The 16282-nt window shown below is 70.9% G+C and carries 14 protein-coding genes and 1 tRNA gene; 9 read left to right on the forward strand and 6 right to left on the reverse strand.

Annotation, left to right across the window (positions count from 1 at the left end):
• The first annotated feature begins 379 nt into the window (after positions 1-379).
• Together P3T41_RS27820 and P3T41_RS27825 are read left to right on the forward strand one after the other, a co-directional pair.
• Positions 380-2365, forward strand: a complete 1986-nt coding sequence (locus tag P3T41_RS27820; RefSeq protein ID WP_280693276.1) for a putative Ig domain-containing protein — start codon at positions 380-382, stop codon at positions 2363-2365.
• A 144-nt stretch (positions 2366-2509) separates the two neighbouring features.
• Positions 2510-2947 carry a hypothetical protein gene (locus tag P3T41_RS27825; protein ID WP_280693277.1) on the forward strand — a complete coding sequence of 146 codons (438 nt, stop codon included), beginning with the start codon at positions 2510-2512 and terminating at the stop codon, positions 2945-2947.
• A gap of 6 nt (positions 2948-2953) precedes the next feature.
• Here the strand turns inward: P3T41_RS27825 and P3T41_RS27830 are convergent, their stop codons facing one another.
• From P3T41_RS27830 to P3T41_RS27840, 3 genes are all read right to left on the reverse strand, one after another.
• Positions 2954-3469 carry a universal stress protein gene (locus tag P3T41_RS27830; RefSeq protein WP_280693278.1) on the reverse strand — a complete coding sequence of 172 codons (516 nt, stop codon included), beginning with the start codon at positions 3467-3469 and terminating at the stop codon, positions 2954-2956.
• 123 nt (positions 3470-3592) lie between these two features.
• The gene (locus P3T41_RS27835) at positions 3593-4945 is read right to left on the reverse strand and encodes an EVE domain-containing protein (RefSeq protein ID WP_280693279.1); all 1353 of its coding nucleotides are present in this window, start codon (positions 4943-4945) and stop codon (positions 3593-3595) included.
• A gap of 354 nt (positions 4946-5299) precedes the next feature.
• Positions 5300-5380, reverse strand: a tRNA-Tyr gene (locus tag P3T41_RS27840).
• Between the two features lie 192 nt (positions 5381-5572).
• On the opposite strand from P3T41_RS27840, the gene P3T41_RS27845 reads away from it, so the two are divergent.
• From P3T41_RS27845 to P3T41_RS27865, 5 genes are all read left to right on the forward strand, one after another.
• A complete protein-coding gene (locus P3T41_RS27845) occupies positions 5573-6061 on the forward strand; it encodes a YajQ family cyclic di-GMP-binding protein (RefSeq protein ID WP_280693280.1) in 489 nt (162 codons plus the stop codon).
• A gap of 311 nt (positions 6062-6372) precedes the next feature.
• Positions 6373-7635 carry a phosphatase PAP2 family protein gene (locus P3T41_RS27850; protein ID WP_280693281.1) on the forward strand — a complete coding sequence of 421 codons (1263 nt, stop codon included), beginning with the start codon at positions 6373-6375 and terminating at the stop codon, positions 7633-7635.
• A gap of 42 nt (positions 7636-7677) precedes the next feature.
• Positions 7678-8247, forward strand: coding sequence for a G/U mismatch-specific DNA glycosylase (mug, locus tag P3T41_RS27855; RefSeq protein WP_280693282.1), 570 nt, complete (start codon positions 7678-7680; stop codon positions 8245-8247).
• A gap of 98 nt (positions 8248-8345) precedes the next feature.
• Positions 8346-9467, forward strand: coding sequence for an aminopeptidase P family protein (locus tag P3T41_RS27860; RefSeq protein ID WP_280693283.1), 1122 nt, complete (start codon positions 8346-8348; stop codon positions 9465-9467).
• 137 nt (positions 9468-9604) lie between these two features.
• Positions 9605-10606: an NADP-dependent oxidoreductase gene (locus P3T41_RS27865; RefSeq protein WP_280693284.1), complete on the forward strand. Its 1002-nt coding sequence runs from the start codon at positions 9605-9607 to the stop codon at positions 10604-10606.
• A 23-nt stretch (positions 10607-10629) separates the two neighbouring features.
• Here P3T41_RS27865 and P3T41_RS27870 read toward each other — a convergent pair whose 3' ends face one another.
• Positions 10630-11874 carry a citrate synthase gene (locus P3T41_RS27870; RefSeq protein ID WP_280693285.1) on the reverse strand — a complete coding sequence of 415 codons (1245 nt, stop codon included), beginning with the start codon at positions 11872-11874 and terminating at the stop codon, positions 10630-10632.
• Positions 11875-11990: 116 nt separating this feature from the next.
• On the opposite strand from P3T41_RS27870, the gene P3T41_RS27875 reads away from it, so the two are divergent.
• Positions 11991-13172 (forward strand): citrate/2-methylcitrate synthase, encoded by a 1182-nt coding sequence (locus P3T41_RS27875; RefSeq protein ID WP_280693286.1) that lies wholly within the window; start codon positions 11991-11993, stop codon positions 13170-13172.
• A gap of 74 nt (positions 13173-13246) precedes the next feature.
• Here P3T41_RS27875 and P3T41_RS27880 read toward each other — a convergent pair whose 3' ends face one another.
• Together P3T41_RS27880 and P3T41_RS27885 are read right to left on the reverse strand one after the other, a co-directional pair.
• Complete coding sequence (locus tag P3T41_RS27880; RefSeq protein WP_280693287.1) at positions 13247-13651, reverse strand: YccF domain-containing protein; 405 nt, start codon at positions 13649-13651, stop codon at positions 13247-13249.
• A 101-nt stretch (positions 13652-13752) separates the two neighbouring features.
• On the reverse strand, positions 13753-14277 hold the full coding sequence (locus P3T41_RS27885) for a DUF4142 domain-containing protein (RefSeq protein ID WP_280693288.1): 525 nt from the start codon (positions 14275-14277) through the stop codon (positions 13753-13755).
• 266 nt (positions 14278-14543) lie between these two features.
• Between P3T41_RS27885 and P3T41_RS27890 the strand changes: the two genes are divergently transcribed.
• A complete protein-coding gene (locus P3T41_RS27890) occupies positions 14544-16280 on the forward strand; it encodes an ABC transporter permease subunit (protein ID WP_280693289.1) in 1737 nt (578 codons plus the stop codon).
• Positions 16281-16282: the final 2 nt, after the last annotated feature.

The raw sequence follows: 16282 nt of genomic DNA on the forward strand, positions 1-16282 counted from the left end.
ACTACCCGCGTAAACCAGCGCCCACCTGCCATCTTTCTATTCACTGTATTCAGTGGAATATCTAATTGAACGAACTGCCCCACCGAATCCGTTGACCCGCGTTCATCAGCTCTGGTTGGCTTCAGCCCGGCAGACGGCGGACCACCCCCCACAAGGTGACTCTCCATCAGTTTCCTTGGTCCGTACCAGATCGGTGGCAGTTCTTTTTCGGCTTTTCCGGCATTTCCGGCAGCGCTCGAGCGGAATTCGTGTCGAATTCCGGCGACCGCCGCCGCATTCCGGTCGGCCGCCCCGAGCCGGTGCGTGGCCGAGGAATGCCGTCGGCTCCTGTCCACGCAACAGATCGCCCAGCCGCCCAAGAGGCGGTGAGCCGATCGGCATGAGAGAGGCAACCCTCCACATGGGTCTTTCCCCCACCACCCGGTCCGCGCGGTACAGCGCCCTCGCCGGTCTCGCTTCACTGGCCCTGGCCACCGCCGGTCTGACCGCCGCGGCCGCCCCGGCCATGGCCAGCAGCAACGCGGCCAACGGCGCCGTCCCGGCCGTCTCGGGCCAGGCCCACCACAACGCTGCCCTGGCCGGCTCCGCCATCAAGAACGAGTTCAACCCGTTCAGCTCCTCGATCAACGCCAGCAAGCTCCCGGGCATCCAGCAGTACGAGGCCAAGCGCCGGGCCACCATCGCGAACCAGGCTTCGGCGGCCGCGACCGGCGCGGAGACGCTGTCGTACGGCGGCGGCGTGGACGGCATCGGCGTCCAGAGCGGCCACTCCAAGGTCTACTTGGTGTTCTACGGCTCGCAGTGGGGTTCGCAGACCACCGACAGCAACGGGAACGCGAAGTTCTCCGGCGACTCGGCCGGCGCCGCGGGCGCCACCCAGCAGATGTTCAAGGGCATCGGCACCAACAACGAGCTGTGGTCGGCCGACCTGACGCAGTGGTGCGACGGCCCGAACGTGGCCTCCGGCGCCACCAGCTGCCCCTCGAACGCCAACTTCATCCCGTACCAGGCCGGTGGCGTGCTCTCCGGTGTCTACTACGACAACTCGGCCGCCTCGCCGAGCGCCGCGACCGGCAACCAGCTGGCCCAGGAGGCCATCAAGGCCGCCGGCCACTTCGGCAACACCACGGCCGCCGCGAACCGCGACGCGTACTACATCGTGCTGTCGCCGCACGGCACCGACCCGGACAACTACCAGGACCCGAACACCGGGTACTGCGCCTGGCACGACTGGAACGGCGACACCACCCTGACCGGTGGCGCGGCGTCCTCGCCCTACGGCGACATCGCGTTCAGCAACCAGCCGTACAACATCGACCAGGGCGCCAACTGCGGCGTGGGCTTCGTCAACTCGCCCGGCACCCTCGACGGTTACACGATGACCCTCGGCCACGAGTGGCACGAGATGATGTCGGACCAGAACCCGGCCGGCGGCTGGACCAACCACACCGGTGACGCCACCTACAACGGCCAGGAGAACTCCGACGAGTGCGCCTGGCTGAAGCCCGGCACCGCCGGCGGCGCCGCCATGGTCAGCTTCGCCACCGGCACCTTCGCCGAGCAGGCCAGCTGGTCCAACGACACCAACGCCTGCTCCATCTCGCACCCGATCGTGAACGGCGGCGGCTCGACCGGCGGCAACACCGTCACGGTGACCAGCCCCGGCGCGCAGAGCGGCACCGTCGGCACCGCCGTCTCGCTGCAGGTCAAGGCGACTGACAGCGCCTCGGGCCAGAGCCTGACCTACTCGGCCACCGGCCTGCCGGCCGGCCTGTCGATCAGCACCTCGGGCCTGATCACCGGCACCCCGACCGCCGCCGGCACCTCCTCGGTGACCGTCACCGCCAAGGACACCACCGGCGCCACCGGCACCGCGACCTTCGGCTTCACGGTCGCGGCCGCCTCCAGCTGCACCCCGGCGCAGCTGATCGGCAACGGCGGCTTCGAGACCGGCAGCGCGGCCCCGTGGACCGCGACCTCCGGCGTGATCAACAGCGACATGAGCAGCGAGCCCTCGCACTCGGGCAGCTACGACGCCTGGCTGGACGGTTACGGCAGCGTCCACACCGACACCGTGTCGCAGACCGTCAAGATCCCGGCCGGCTGCAAGGCCGCCTTCAGCTTCTGGCTGCACGTGGACACCGCCAACACGAACTCGACCGCTGACGACACCCTGGTCCTGAAGGCCGGCAGCACCACGCTGCAGACCTTCTCGAACCTGAACGCGGCCACCGGCTACACCCAGCGCACCGTCGACCTGTCGGCCTACGCCGGGCAGAGCATCACGCTGAAGTTCACCGGTAGCGAGAGCGGCAACGGCCAGACCAGCTTCGTCCTCGACGACGCTGCGCTGAACGTCGGCTGATGTAGCACCTTCCAGCGTCTTCCAGCACCACGACCGGGGCGGGCCAGCTGGCCCGCCCCGGTCTTTTCGTGTGTGCCGGGATCCGAACCGTCCCCTCGTGCGTCCGATCCCTGTCCGAAGCAGCCGTCTTACGGAGGAACCGACATGGCCCACCTTGCGCACCCTCGCCACCTGCTCATCGGGCTCGCCCTCGCCCTCCCCCTTGCCCTGACGGCCTGTGGCAGTAGCACCCAGCACGTCAGCACCCCCGCCAGCACCCCCGTCGTCCTCAGCCTCGACGACAACGCCGACCACAGCACCGTCCACGCCGCCGTCGGTGCCACCGTCCAGGTCACCCTGCACAGCACCTTCTGGTCCCCACTCACCAGTTCGGCGCCTCAGGTGCTCGCGCCCACCGGCGCCACCACCGCGCCGGCCCCCGCCAGTTGCCACCCGGGCGGCGGCTGCGGCACCGTGCTGACCACCTTTCAGGCCCGCACGGCCGGCAGCGCCCAACTGACCGCCACCCGCACCTCCTGCGGCGAGGCCAAGCCGTGCGCACCCGGCCAGCAGAGCTACACCGTCACGGTGCAGGTCGGCTGAGCCGGCTCAGCCGACGGGCTCCAGCGGCAGGTGGTAGGCGTTGCGCCGCTGGATCACCGCGAGTTCACGCTGCAGCAGCGGCCGAGGCACCGCCAGCACCGGGCACTCGGCCCGCCGCACGCAGTAGCCGCTCACCGACGGACCCAGCCGTCGCCACCAGCGCCGCTCCCCCGCACCCACGATCAACACGTCATCCGGCCCGTCCGCCGCCGCGACCAGCGCCGCCCCCGGCTCCCCGCGCACCGCGACCGCACGCAGCGGCACGTCCGCCAACCCGGCCGGGAACGCCTCCGTCAGCGCCGTCGTCAGTCGCTCCACGGCGGCCTCCCGGAAGGCCGACATCAGCGGCGGGCAGGGCGCGCGGCGGAAGCTGTACTCCCCACCCGGCGGCATCCAGACCAGCACCGCGAGCACCTCCGCCCCGCTCCGCCGAGCCTCCCCCACCCCCCGGTGCAACGCCGCCAGACTCCCCAGCGACCCGCTCACCCCCACCACGACCCGCCGCCGCTCCACCACGCCCACCCCTTCTCCCTCTGGGTCACCTCACCCCAGCAAACGGGACCGTCACGCGCGGCTCCAGGGCCCTGACGCTTCCCTGACGCCCCTACCGCCCATCCCAACGGCCCTCTGACGGCTGCGCGCTTGCTACCCCCAGACGTCGGCGTCTGCTCCCGGCCACGCGAGCATCACCCCGGCCCGTTCGCAGATGCCCAACCAGCGCTCCTCCAACGGCGTCCGCTCGAGCCACAGCACTCCGCGCACCTGCGGTGCCCGCGCACTGAGCTGATCCATATAGTCCAGCAACTGCCCTATTCCAGTCCGCAGTTGATGCGATTCGTTCTCGGGCCGCAAGGACTTCACCTCAGTCACCGTCAGCGTGTCCCCGTCGTGCCACGCGATATCAAAGGCAGGGTCGGCGGGTGTCGGCGACAACGGCTTCATGCCCCGTGCTCGCACCTGCCTGGCAAGCGCGTTCTGAAGGTGCCGGTGCGTGCTGAGGTTCTGCCCCATCAGCTCGGGGTCCGGGGCGCTCGGCTTAGCTGGCGCCGGCACCGTGGTCTCGTCCTCGACCCGATAGTCACAACCCACGGGCACACCCGGAGCGGTTACCGCGGCTCCCACTCGGATCAGGTGGAAGTGGATAACCTTCCGCTCGGGTCCGCCGTTCGTGGATTTGGCTCGCCCCCACGAGTGCGGCTCACTGGGGTCAAGGATCCACTCACCTGCATAGCGAACCGTGCCGCGACTGCCGATGAAGAGTCGAAGGTGCCGACCGTCCTCAAGGTGATCCCGGATGGCCTTATTGCCCTTGGTGAAGACCTGATCGCCGTTCTGCCCCTCACCGGTATACCGGAAGTGGTCGTCGGACTCCCAGAGGTCGTCGTAGCCGTGCTGCTCGCCGGTGCTGGCGTCAGTGAAGAACAGGACGTTCTTGGACCGCACCGACGGACTGATGCCTCCCTGCCGGCTACCCCCGTAGCGGTCATGGAGCTCAACTCGGCGTATCTCTTCCCCGGGTTCGAGGTGCCAGTCCTCATCCACCGACAGCGCGCTCCCCGGCCTCGTAGCCACCACCCGCTGAGCTTCGGCGGCCAGTACCTCCCACTGCTCATCGGTCAGGCGGTGCGGGCTCCCCTCCAACGACTGGGACAGGATCCCAGCTCCGACAAAGGCGCCATTGTCCCTGAACCACTCGCGCGAGATCGGAGACTCCAGCCACGTCTCGACCGTCAGCGGCACCACATCCCGCGCCTCTGGCGGCTCATCCCAGTACCGATCGTCCGCCCCCGCGCCATCGACCCAAGACGGCTCTCCCGTGAGCTCACCAACCGCAACGACACCCCCGCCTGGACCACTCACCCACAGTGCGAACGGATCACCCGTCCGCATCTCCGTCAGGTTGCGCTGGACCGTCCATGAGTCCAACTCACCACCCTCCGCCCGAAGATCATCGATCCGGAACCTCGCCGGGTCGCACACCAGCACCCACGCCGTCATGACACCCACCCCTTCCCCCACTGTCGTAGAGCCACAGCGTAGTCACGCAGCGCGGGCAATCGAACGGGATATCGACTGGTTCAGGCACCCCTGCCGTTCAAGGGAGTGCGGGCTACCCGACCAGCCTGCGCGCCAGGGCAGCACGGATCGCAGAAGCTTCCCGACCTGCCCCCAGACTGCGACGCCCGTGACCCGACGCTCCCTCAGCCACCCAGCCGGTGCCTGCCTCTGGGTCGGGTGATGCAGCGTGAGACAGACGCCGATTCCTCACCACCCAGCGCTCGCGCGGCGGAAGCACAACGAAACAACCCCCGACCTGCGTTTCCGCAGATCGGGGGTTGTTTCTCTATCCTGTGGCTGGTGCAGGGTTCGAACCTGCGTAGCTTGCGCGACAGATTTACAGTCTGCTCCCTTTGGCCGCTCGGGCAACCAGCCAGGATGTTCGTCTCGCGGGGCTGCGCCCCGTTCGACTGGATAAACCTTACCTGATGGCAGGGGGTGCTCCGCCACTTGATTGGTCACGTGATGATCAAGGGGGTCGGGCGGGGTGGCGCTGGATAGGCTGGGGGCGTGAGTGCCCCGCTTGGGTGGGGCTGTGCTGCCGACATCGCAAGGAGACCACCACAGATGGCCGACTCCAGTTTCGACATCGTCTCGCAGGTCGAGAAGCAGGAGGTCGACAACGCGATCAACCAGACCTCGCGTGAGATCGCCACCCGCTACGACTTCAAGAACGTCGGCGCGACCATCGGCTGGTCCGGCGAGCGGATCGAGATGAAGGCTGACGGCGAGGAGCGGGTGAAGGCCATCCTCGACGTGCTGCAGAGCAAGCTGATCGCGCGCAAGATCTCGCTGAAGGCGCTGGAAGCGGACGAGCCGCAGCTGTCCGGCAAGGAGTACAAGATCTTCGCGACGATCAAGGAGGGCATCTCCCAGGAGAACGCCAAGAAGATCTCCAAGATCATCCGCGACGAGGGTCCGAAGGGTGTGAAGGCGCAGGTCCAGGGCGAGGAGCTGCGGGTCTCCTCGAAGAGCCGGGACGACCTGCAGGCCGTTCAGGCGCTGCTCAAGGGCAAGGACCTGGACTTCGCGATCCAGTACGTCAACTACCGCTGACCCAACCGGTCGAGGGTGACACCCGAGGGGCTCCGCGCAAGCGGGGCCCCTCGGGCGTTCCGGTCGCGAGTGGAGAAGTTTCCTGAGAATTTGATGTATGTCCGCTGGACGTAGGTGCACCTCCGCAAAGAGGTGATAACCGGTCCAGTCCAAGCTTGGCGGCACCGGGGGGGTATGCGCGATGCCATGCGCCGGGGCAGGATCGGGGGCGCGCGGGCCACAGGCCCGCGCCCGGGCTCAGCAATTCTTAAAAGTTGAGCATTACGTTGACCCGGCTTGCCCCACCAGAACTCTCGAAGGGGACGCCACCGGTGACCAGCCCGCTCCACCTCGTCCGTCCCGCCGCCGACACGAGCCGTTCGGCGCCGGTCCGCACCCCGTCGACCGCCCAGACCTCGAATGCGAGCCCGACCCTACGCCCGAGCGAGAACACGGGTTCGGGAACGGGCGCGGATGCGGGCGCGGGCGCGGGCGCCGACGAGAGCACGGGGCCGCGCGGCGCCTCCGGGCTCAGCGGGAAGAGGCAGGGACCCCCCAGCGGCTGGCGTGATCGGCTCGCCGCGACCTGGGACGGCCTCGCGGGGGTGCGGCGCAGAGCCCGGTACGTGCGGCTGCTGGCCTGGCCGGTGTACTTCCTGCTGCTCTGGCGGTACATCGCGGACAACGGGCTGCCCTACCAGAACGACGTGGTCTTCTGCTGGCTGATCGGCGCGCTGATCGCCGCTGCCGTGCAGAGCGGCCACCGGTTCGGCTGGCTGCGGGTGCTGCGCGACTGGCTCCCGGTGATGGGCGCCGTCTACGCCTACTCGCTGCTGCGCGGCTACGGCGCGCACACGCCCTGGGCCGTGCACTGGCGGCCGCAGCTGGAGATCGACAAGGTGCTCGGGTTCGGGCAGGTCTGGAGCGTGCGGCTGCAGCACTGGCTGTACACGCCGGGGCACCCGCACTGGTACGACTACCTGTTCACCGTCGTCTACATGTCGCACTTCTTCGCGATCTTCATCGTGCTGGCCGCGCTCTGGCAGCGGCGGCACGACCGCTTCACCCGGCTGCTGGTGTTCTACCTGGCGCTCACCTTCGCGGGCTTCGCGACCTACATGCTCTACCCGGCCGACCCGCCGTGGCTGGCCGCGCAGAACGGGCACCTGCCGGGCCTGACCCGGGTGGTCTCGGACGTGCTGGCCCAGAGCCACCTGCCGGAGGCCGGATCGATCTTCGAGAACGGCAGCCAGTTCGACAACGACGTGGCGGCGATGCCCTCGCTGCACGCCTCCTACCCGATGCTGCTGGCGCTCTTCTTCTGGCCGACCGCCGGACGCAAGATGCGGGTGCTGCTGGCCGCCTATCCGCTGCTGATGGCCTTCACCCTGGTCTACGGCGCCGAGCACTTCGTGATCGACGTGCTGATGGGCTGGCTCTACACCGCCGCCGTGTACTACGGCCTCGGGCGGCTGCTGGACCGGCGGGCGGCGAAGCGGGCGACCCGGCTGGCCGACCGGGAACTGGCCCTGGCACAGGAGTCGCAGCGGGACCCGGCACTCGAGCCCGTCGGCGCCACCGCGATGACCGCGTAACGCGGGTACCTACGGGGAACGGCAGGACGGCAGACTGGCCCCGTGCCGAACTCCCCCGCCACCCCCGCCCCGTTCCGCCCGAACGCCGCGCAGCTCGCCGCGGCCCAGGACGTGACCATCCCCGATGTGTCAGGCCCCGGGCTGCGGGTGCTGTTCTGCGGGATCAATCCCGGGCTCTGGTCCGGCGCCACCGGCCACCACTTCGCCCGCCCGGGCAACCGGTTCTGGCCGGCCCTGCACCGCTCCGGCTTCACGCCCCGGCTGCTGCGCCCGGACGAGCAGGGCGAGCTGCTCGCGCTGGGCCTGGGCATCACCAATGTGGTGGCCCGGGCCAGCGCGAAGGCCGATGAGCTGACCCGCGCCGAGCTGAAGGAGGGCGGCGCGGCCCTGGTCGAGCGGGTGGACCGGCTGCGCCCCAGGGTGCTGGCGGTGCTCGGGATCGGCGCGTACCGCACGGCTTTCGGCCACCCGCGCGCTGCGGTCGGGCGGCAGCCCGAGGGGGTGGGCGCAACGGAGGTCTGGGTGCTGCCCAATCCGAGCGGCCTGAACGCGCACTACTCGCTGGACGCGCTGGCGGCGGAGTTCCGCACCTTGCGCGAGGCTCTGGGCTGACAGCGAGGTTCTGGGCTGACAGCACGCCGCCCGGGCCCCCACCGCACTAGGCTCGCCCCACCAACGCGCGGCGACTCCCGGAAGCAGGTGGCTCACCCATGCCCCGTCCGTTCACCAGTGAGCAGTACGCGACCCGGATGGCCCAGGCCGTCGAGGCGGCTTCCGCCGCGGGCCTGGCCGGGCTGGTGATCGCGCCGGGCCCGGACCTGGTGCACCTGTGCGGCTACCGCCCGACGGCCGCCACCGAGCGGCTCACCGCGCTGGTGCTGGCCCCGGAGCGGGAGCCGGCCCTGGTGGTCCCCCGCCTGGAGCGCCCGGACGCGGCGGCGGCCCCGGGAGCGAGCGCGCTGCGCCTGGTGGACTGGGTGGACGGCGTGGACCCGTACGCCGTCACCGCGCCGCTGCTGGGCCCGGCCGACGGACGGTACGGGATCTCCGACTCCGCCTGGGCGATGCACCTGCTGGGCCTCCAGCAGGCGCTGCCCGGCGCCGCCTTCGGGTCGCTGACCGCCGTGCTGCCGATGCTGCGCGGGGTCAAGGACGCCGAGGAGCTGGCCCGGCTGGCCGCCGCCGGGGCCGCCGCCGACGCCACGTACCAGGAGATCCTCCAGGTCGCCTTCGCCGGGCGCCGCGAGCGCGAGGTGGCCGCTGATCTGGCCGCGCTGCTGCGGGCGCACGGGCACGAGCAGGTGGACTTCACCGTGGTCGGCTCCGGCCCGAACGGCGCCAACCCGCACCACGAGGCGGGCGAGCGGACGATCGAGGTCGGCGACACGGTGGTGCTGGACTTCGGCGGCCTGAAGGACGGCTACGGCTCGGACACCACCCGCACCGTGCACGTCGGGCAGTCGGCGCCGGCCGAGGTGCGCGAGGTGCACGAGGTGGTGCGGCTGGCGCAGCAGGCGGCCTTCGAGGCGGTCCGGCCCGGGGTTGCCTGCCAGGAGATCGACCGGGTGGCCCGCCGGGTGATCACCGAGGCGGGGTACGGCGAGTACTTCATCCACCGCACAGGGCACGGGATCGGCACCACCACCCACGAGCCGCCGTACATGATCGAGGGCGAGGAGCTCCCGCTGGTGCCCGGGATGTGCTTCTCGATCGAGCCGGGCATCTACCTGCCGGGGCGGTTCGGGGTGCGGATCGAGGACATCGTCACGGTGACCGCGACGGGCGGCGAGCGGTTCAACAGCACCTCGCGGGAGCTGGCCACGGTGGCCTGAGGCGGCATGAGTGGGCGAGTGGGATCCATGAGCGGCATTCATGGCTGCCCCCGTTCCATCGACCGCGGCCCCTGCTTCCGGCCGCCCCCGACTCCTAGCGTGATCAGCACACCCACCGATCACGCCAGGAGCAGTCGATGTCCCGTCAGTACCAGGCCGTCCACCAGGTCTCCCGCCCCACCGGGCGCGCCGTCGCGGAGAACTTCGCCTTCGTCGAGGGCGAGTTCCCGCCGCCGGCCGCCGGCACCGCGCTGGTCGAGAACGTCTACCTCTCGGTCGACCCCTATATGCGCGAGGCGATGGACGAAGGGCACTGGGAGCTGAACGCCCCGCTGGAGGGCCGTGCGATCGGGCGGGTGATCGAGTCCAGGACGCCCGAACTCGCGGTCGGCGACCTGGTCTTCCACCGGCACGCCTGGCGCACCCACGCGGTGCTCACCCCGTCCGAGGCCCGACTGCTGCCGGCCATCGACGGCGTGCCGCTGAGCACCCACCTGAGCCTGCTCGGTGGCACCGGCCTGAGCGCGTACGTCGGCCTGACCCGGGTGCTGCGGCTGCAGCCCGGCGAGTCGATCTTCATCTCGGCCGCGGCCGGCGGAGTCGGCAGCGCGGCCGGGCAGTTCGCCCGGCTGCTCGGCGCCGGGCGGATCATCGGCAGCGCCGGCTCGGCGGCCAAGGTCGCCCACCTCACCGAACGGGCCGGCTTCGACGCCGCCTTCGACTACCACGACGGGCCGGTGGCCGAACTGCTGGGCGCGGCCGCACCGGAGGGGATCGACACCTTCCTCGACAACGTCGGCGGCGACCACCTCGAAGGCGCCCTGGAGGTGCTGCGCGACCACGGCCGGATCGCCTGGTGCGGCGCGATCGCCCAGTACAGCACCGAGCCGCCCCCCGCCCCGCGCAACCTCTACAACGTGGTACACAAGGCGCTCCGGATGGAGGGCTTCCTGGTCCGCCAACACCTGGACGCCCAGCAGGAGTTGACCGACTTCCTGGTGCCGCACCTGCGGGCCGGACGGGTGCGCGCGGACGAGACGGTGGTGGCCGGCTTCGAGAACGTGGTGGGGGCGTTCCTCGGCATGCTGGACGGCGCGAACATCGGCAAGATGCTGGTCCAGGTCGCCGACCTCGGTTGACCCGAAGTCAACTTGACGCATCGTCAGTTCTCCGGTCGCGGGCCGACGTAGTCGGCGCGGGCCCGCATCCGCAGCGGCGCCTCGCGGTACTCCTCCATCGCGTGGGCGAGCCAACCCGCCGTCCTGGCAACCGAGAAGACCACCTCGCCGGCCTCGGCGGCCATCTCGCCCAGGTGCGCGAACGCGGCCAGCGCCAGGTCCACGTTGGCCGCCTCGGCGGCCGGCGCGTGCTGGCCGCCGGCCGCCCGAACCACCGCGTCAACGGCCGCCAACACCGGCTCGTATCCTGGCAGTTGCCGCATGGCATCGAGCAGGGCCACGCTCCGCGGGTCGCCCTGTGGGTAGAGCCGGTGGCCAAGACCCGGGATCGACCGGCCGGTGCGCAGGTACTCGGAGACCACCGGCACGGCGTCCCCGGCCGCCAGCACCTCGGCGAGCATCCGGTACGCGAGCGCGCTGGCGGCGCCGTGCAGCGGACCGTCGGACGCGCCGAGGCCGGCCGAGACCACCGCGTACGGGTGGGCCCGCGCGGAGGCGGCGACCCGGGCGGCGACGGTGGAGACCGCCAGCTCGTGGTCGGCGAGCAGCACCAGCGCGCGGTCCAGGCAGGCCACCGCCGCGGGGGTCGGCGCGGCGGGCGCCAGCCGGGTCCACAGCCGGGCGGCGAGCGAGGCGTCCGGCGCGGTCGGCGGGCCCGGCAGCGCCTCCACCAGGGCGGCGATCAGCGCCGCGCCGGTGGCCCGCACGTTCGCCTCGCGCAGGTCGAAGCGGAGCGGGTCCAGCGAGGCGGCCACCGCCGCCGAGACCCGCAGCCGGTCGGGCAGCCGGGTCGCGGCGGGCAGCGTCCCCGCACTGCGGCGCAGCGCGGCGACCAGCTCGGCGGGCGCGCGCAGTTCCACGCCCGGCTCGGCGCCGACGCCCCAGAGCCAGCCGACCGCCGACTCGAAGCCGTACCGCTCAGCGAGTTGGACGGCGTCGCGGCCGCGGTAGTAGAGCCGGCCGTCCTCGATCAGGGTGAGCGCGGTGCGGACGGTGACTGGCGCTACCGACGGCAGGCCGTCGGCCGCAGTTGGGGACGCGCCACGGGGCGGGCGGCGGCGCTGACCGACGGCCAGCGCGTCCACCTCGCGGGCGTCGAAGGTGCTGCCCTTGCCGCCGGGCACCCGCTCGCTGCTCAGCAGGCCCCGACTGGCGTACGCGTAGACGGTCTCCACCTTGACCCCGAGGATCTCGGCGACCTGCTGCGTCGTCAACCTGCCATCGCTCATCCCGTGACCTCCTCAGTCGCCCCGTCGGCAGTATCTCACATTGATTTCAGTCAACATTGACAACATCGATCAATGCTCGCAGAGTTCTGACTGTCAGCCGTTCCGAGGAGGTAGTCATGTCGACCGCGATAACCCCACCCCAGGCCCCCGCGCAGTCGCCGGGCATCGAGGTGCCCCGCGGCCTCAAGGGCGTCGTCGTCACCGAGACCGCGCTGAGTGACGTGCGCGGACTCGAGGGCTTCTACCACTACCGGCAGTACTCGGCGATCGAGCTGGCCGAGCGGCGCAGCCTGGAGGACGTCTGGCACCTGATGCTGCTCGGCGAGCTGCCGGACGCCGCCGCCCGGGCCGCCTTCCACGCCCGCACCGCCCCGCTGCGCCGGCTGCCCGAGGCGCTGCGCCCGCTGCTGCCCGCGCTCGCCGCCGCCACCAAGGAGGCCGGACCGCTGGCCGCGCTCGGCCCCGCGCTCTCCATCGCGGCCGCCGACCGCGGCATCCGCCCGCTCTACGACACCGCACCCGAGCAGCGGATCGAGGACGCGCTCTTCGCCACCGCGCTGGTGCCCACCATCCTCACCGCGCTGCACCGCCTGCAGCACGGCGAGCAGCCCGTCGAGCCGCGCGAGGACCTGCCGTACGCCGCCAACCACCTCTACATGCTGACCGGCCGGGAGCCGGCGGCGGCCGAGGCCCGGGCGATCGAGCGCTACCTGATCGCCACCGTCGACCACGGCTTCAACGCCTCCACCTTCACCGCCCGGGTGATCGCCTCCACCGGCGCCGACCTGGTCGCCTGCCTGGTCGGCGGCCTCGGCGCGCTCTCCGGCCCACTGCACGGCGGCGCCCCCAGCCGGGCCCTGGACACCCTGGACGAGATCGGCACCCTCGACCGGATCGACCCCTGGATCCGCGCCCGGGTGCTGGCCGGCGACCGGATCATGGGCTTCGGCCACCCCGTCTACCGCACCGACGACCCGCGCTCGCGGATGCTGCGCGGCGTCGCCGAGGGCTTCGGCGGCGAGCTGGTGGACTTCGCCGTCGAGGTGGAGCGCCAGGTGCTGGCGATCCTCGCCGAACTCAAGCCGGGCCGGGAGCTGCACACCAACGTCGAGTTCTACGCGGGCGTGGTGATGCACCTCTGCGGCCTGCCGCGCGAGATGTTCACCCCCACCTTCGCCGCCGCCCGCGCCATCGGCTGGAGCGCCAACATCCTGGAGCAGGCCGCCGACAGCAAGATCATCCGCCCCGCCGCCCGCTACGTCGGCCCCCCGGTCCCGCAGCCGGTGCCGAGCGCCTGAGCCGCCGCCCCCGCCTGCGGGCGCTCCACCGTCGGGCGGCCGAACGGCCACCCGACCCAGCGGCAGGGCGAACGTCAGTAGCGGTGCCCGAACCCCTCGTCGGTGGAGACGATCTCGCGGCCGAGCGGCATCAGCGAGACCGGGATCATCTTCAGGTTCGCCCAGCCGAACGGGATCCCGATGATCGAGAGGAAGAGCGGGATGCTGGTGGCCAGGTGGGCCAGCGCCAGCCACCAGCCCGCGAAGACGAGCCAGATCACGTTGCCGACGCAGGACGGCGCCCCCGCGTCCGGGCGCTGCACCGTGGTCCGGCCGAACGGCCACAGCATGTAGGAGGCAAGGCGGAAGGCCGCGATGCCGAAGGGAATGGTGATGATCAGCACGCAGCAGATGACGCCCGCGATCGCATAGGCGATAGCCATCCAGAGGCCGCAGAAGATCAGCCAGAGGACATTGAGGATCAGGTTGACGACCTTCATGCTTTCAGCCTTGCACGCCCCCCGTTCGATGGCCCCCGCAACGCGCGGTGGGAACCCCGGGGCAACGCCCCGAGACTCCCACCGGTGCCGTTCCGCTGCTGTCAGCGGGCGTTGGCCAGGCAGTCGTTGACCTTGGCGAGGTGGTCCGCGAGGAGCGGACGGGCGGCCTTGGCGAGCTCCCGGGCGTCACTGTTCCTGCCGTTGGCGATCTCGTTGTCGAGCAGCTTCAGCGCCTGCGTGTTGCCCGCCTTCTCGTCCTTGAGCCAGCCCGCGTCATAGCTCTTCGTGCCCGCGCTCTTCGCCAGGTCCTTCAGCGTGTTCTGCTGCTTGACGGTCGGGGACGTCGGCAGGGTCACATCCAGCCGGCGGGCCAGGTCGGTGGTCTGCTTGTCCAGCCGGGTGTTGTCCCGCACGAGCACCGCCGCGGTGTCCTTCACGCACCGCGAGACCGCACGCTTCGACGCCTCGTCGCCCATCGCGATGGCGGTCAGGCTGCCCTGGTGGAAGGTCTTCAGGAAGACCGCGTCAGTCGGGGGCTCAGCCGCGGGTGCCTGTCCTGCCGACAGCCCGACGCCGACGCCGGCCCCGGTCACAGCGAGGGCAGCTACCCAGAGTCGAATTCGCACGCTTCTGCTCCAATTCCTTGGTCAAGGGCACCCGATGGCCCTCACAAGATCAGAGTCTGCCGTGATCACACACGCATTCCGTTACCATCCGTGGCCGGTCAACCCGAACGGGTGACGGATGCGGCGGCATCGCGGACCGGCCGGGCCCGTTGGGCCGTGTCGGTGAGTGTTCGGAACACGGCCATCCCGGCGTGGTGTCACGGTGGGGCGCCGGTGGTTGAGTGGCCCGGTGACCGAGGAGTGGCGCGCGGCGGGCGGTGGTGCGGGTGGCGGGTAACGGCGGGTTCCCGTCCCGGGGAGTCTGGCGCCGGCCGGCGCTGCGCTGGGCGGACGTGCTGGTCGCGGCGGCGATCCTGGCGCTGTTGTACGGGCTGCTGCTGCTGGCACCGGAACTGAACGCGCCGTTCCTGCCGAACCAGGCGCCGGAGACGGTCTCCACCGATCCGGTCAACCTGCCGTACTACGCAGTCCGTTCGCTGCTGCGGATGTTCGTGGCGCTGATCGCCTCGGTGCTCTTCACCTTCGTCTACGCGACCGCGGCGGCCCGGATGCGGCGGCTGGAGAAGGTGCTGCTGCCGGTGCTCGACATCCTGCAGTCGGTGCCGGTGCTCGGCTTCCTCTCGGTCACCGTGACGGCGTTCATCGCGCTCTTCCCCGGCTCCACGCTGGGCCTGGAGTGCGCCTCGATCTTCGCCATCTTCACCGCGATGGCCTGGAACATGACCTTCGCCTTCTACGCCTCGCTGACCAGCCAACCGCGCGAGCTGGACGAGGCGGCGCGGGTGATGCGGCTGACCAAGTGGCAGCGGTTCTGGCGCCTGGACGTGCCCAGCGGGATGATCCCGCTGGTCTGGAACGGGATGATGAGCTTCGGCGGCGCCTGGTTCTTCCTGGCCGCCTCCGAGTCGATCAGCGTGCTCAACCACCACTACGCGCTGCCCGGCATGGGGTCCTACGCGGCCGCGGCGATCGCCGCCGGCAACCTCGGGCAGGTGGGCATCGCGATCGCCGTCATGGTGGTCATGGTGATCGGCGTCAACGTGATCTTCTGGCGGCCGCTGACGGCCTGGTCGGAGCGGTTCCGGGTGGAGGAGTCGGAGGCCGCCGACCGGCCGCGCAGCGTGGTGCTCGACCTGCTGCGCCGCTCCAGCGTGCCGGCCCGGCTGGGGCGGCCGCTGCGCCCGGTCGGGGCTGCGCTGGACCACGGGATGCGGATCTTCGGGCTGGCCGAGCACCCGCTGGCGACGCCGGCGGTCCGGGAGCGCACCGGAGACGTGTTCTTCGCCGGCGCGGTGAGCGCGGTCTCGCTGTTCGGCGCCTGGGAGGCCTTCGACTACGTGCGCACCACGGTGGGGCTCGGCGAGTTCGTGCACGCGTTCTACCTCGGGGCCGCCACCTTCGGGCGGGTGGTGCTGCTGCTGATCCTGGCGACCGTGGTCTGGGTGCCGATCGGGGTGTGGATCGGGATGAACCCGAAGGTCCTGCGGTTGGCCCAGCCGGTGGTGCAGGTGCTGGCCAGCTTCCCGGCGAACTTCGTCTTCCCGTTCGCCACCGCCGCCTTCATCGCGATCGGCATCTCGCTGAACATCGGTGCGGTGCTGCTGATGGCCCTGGGCGCCCAGTGGTACATCCTGTTCAATGTGATCGCGGGGGCCTCGGCCGTCCCGTCCGACCTGCGCGAGGCGATGACCGGCTTCCAGGTGGGCGGCTGGCTGCGCTGGCGGGCGTTCATCCTGCCGGCGATCTTCCCGTACTACGTGACCGGCGGGATCACGGCGGCCGGCGGCGCCTGGAACGCCTCGATCGTCGCGGAGGTGGTCAGCTACGGCTCGCACCACCTGACCGCGTTCGGCCTCGGCGCCTACATCGCGGACGCCACCGGGACCGGCGAGTTCCCGAAGATCCTGGTCGGGGTGAGCGTGATGAGCCTCTACGTGGTCGCGCTGAACCGCCTGCTGTGGCGGCGCCTGTACCGCCTCGCCGAGACCCGCTACGCACTGTGACG

Origin of the sequence: Kitasatospora sp. GAS204B, from assembly GCF_029892155.1 — a bacterium.
GTDB lineage: Bacteria > Actinomycetota > Actinomycetes > Streptomycetales > Streptomycetaceae > Kitasatospora.

What these genes read in the sequence shown, in the direction of transcription:
- P3T41_RS27825 (WP_280693277.1), top strand. Translation starts at nt 2,510, where the DNA reads ATGGCCCACCTTGCGCACCCTCGCCACCTGCTCATCGGGCTCGCCCTC.
- P3T41_RS27860 (WP_280693283.1), top strand. Translation starts at nt 8,346, where the DNA reads ATGCCCCGTCCGTTCACCAGTGAGCAGTACGCGACCCGGATGGCCCAG.
- P3T41_RS27835 (WP_280693279.1), bottom strand. Translation starts at nt 4,945, where the DNA reads ATGACGGCGTGGGTGCTGGTGTGCGACCCGGCGAGGTTCCGGATCGAT.
- P3T41_RS27820 (WP_280693276.1), top strand. Translation starts at nt 380, where the DNA reads ATGAGAGAGGCAACCCTCCACATGGGTCTTTCCCCCACCACCCGGTCC.
- P3T41_RS27845 (WP_280693280.1), top strand. Translation starts at nt 5,573, where the DNA reads ATGGCCGACTCCAGTTTCGACATCGTCTCGCAGGTCGAGAAGCAGGAG.
- P3T41_RS27880 (WP_280693287.1), bottom strand. Translation starts at nt 13,651, where the DNA reads ATGAAGGTCGTCAACCTGATCCTCAATGTCCTCTGGCTGATCTTCTGC.
- P3T41_RS27875 (WP_280693286.1), top strand. Translation starts at nt 11,991, where the DNA reads ATGTCGACCGCGATAACCCCACCCCAGGCCCCCGCGCAGTCGCCGGGC.
- P3T41_RS27865 (WP_280693284.1), top strand. Translation starts at nt 9,605, where the DNA reads ATGTCCCGTCAGTACCAGGCCGTCCACCAGGTCTCCCGCCCCACCGGG.
- P3T41_RS27870 (WP_280693285.1), bottom strand. Translation starts at nt 11,874, where the DNA reads ATGAGCGATGGCAGGTTGACGACGCAGCAGGTCGCCGAGATCCTCGGG.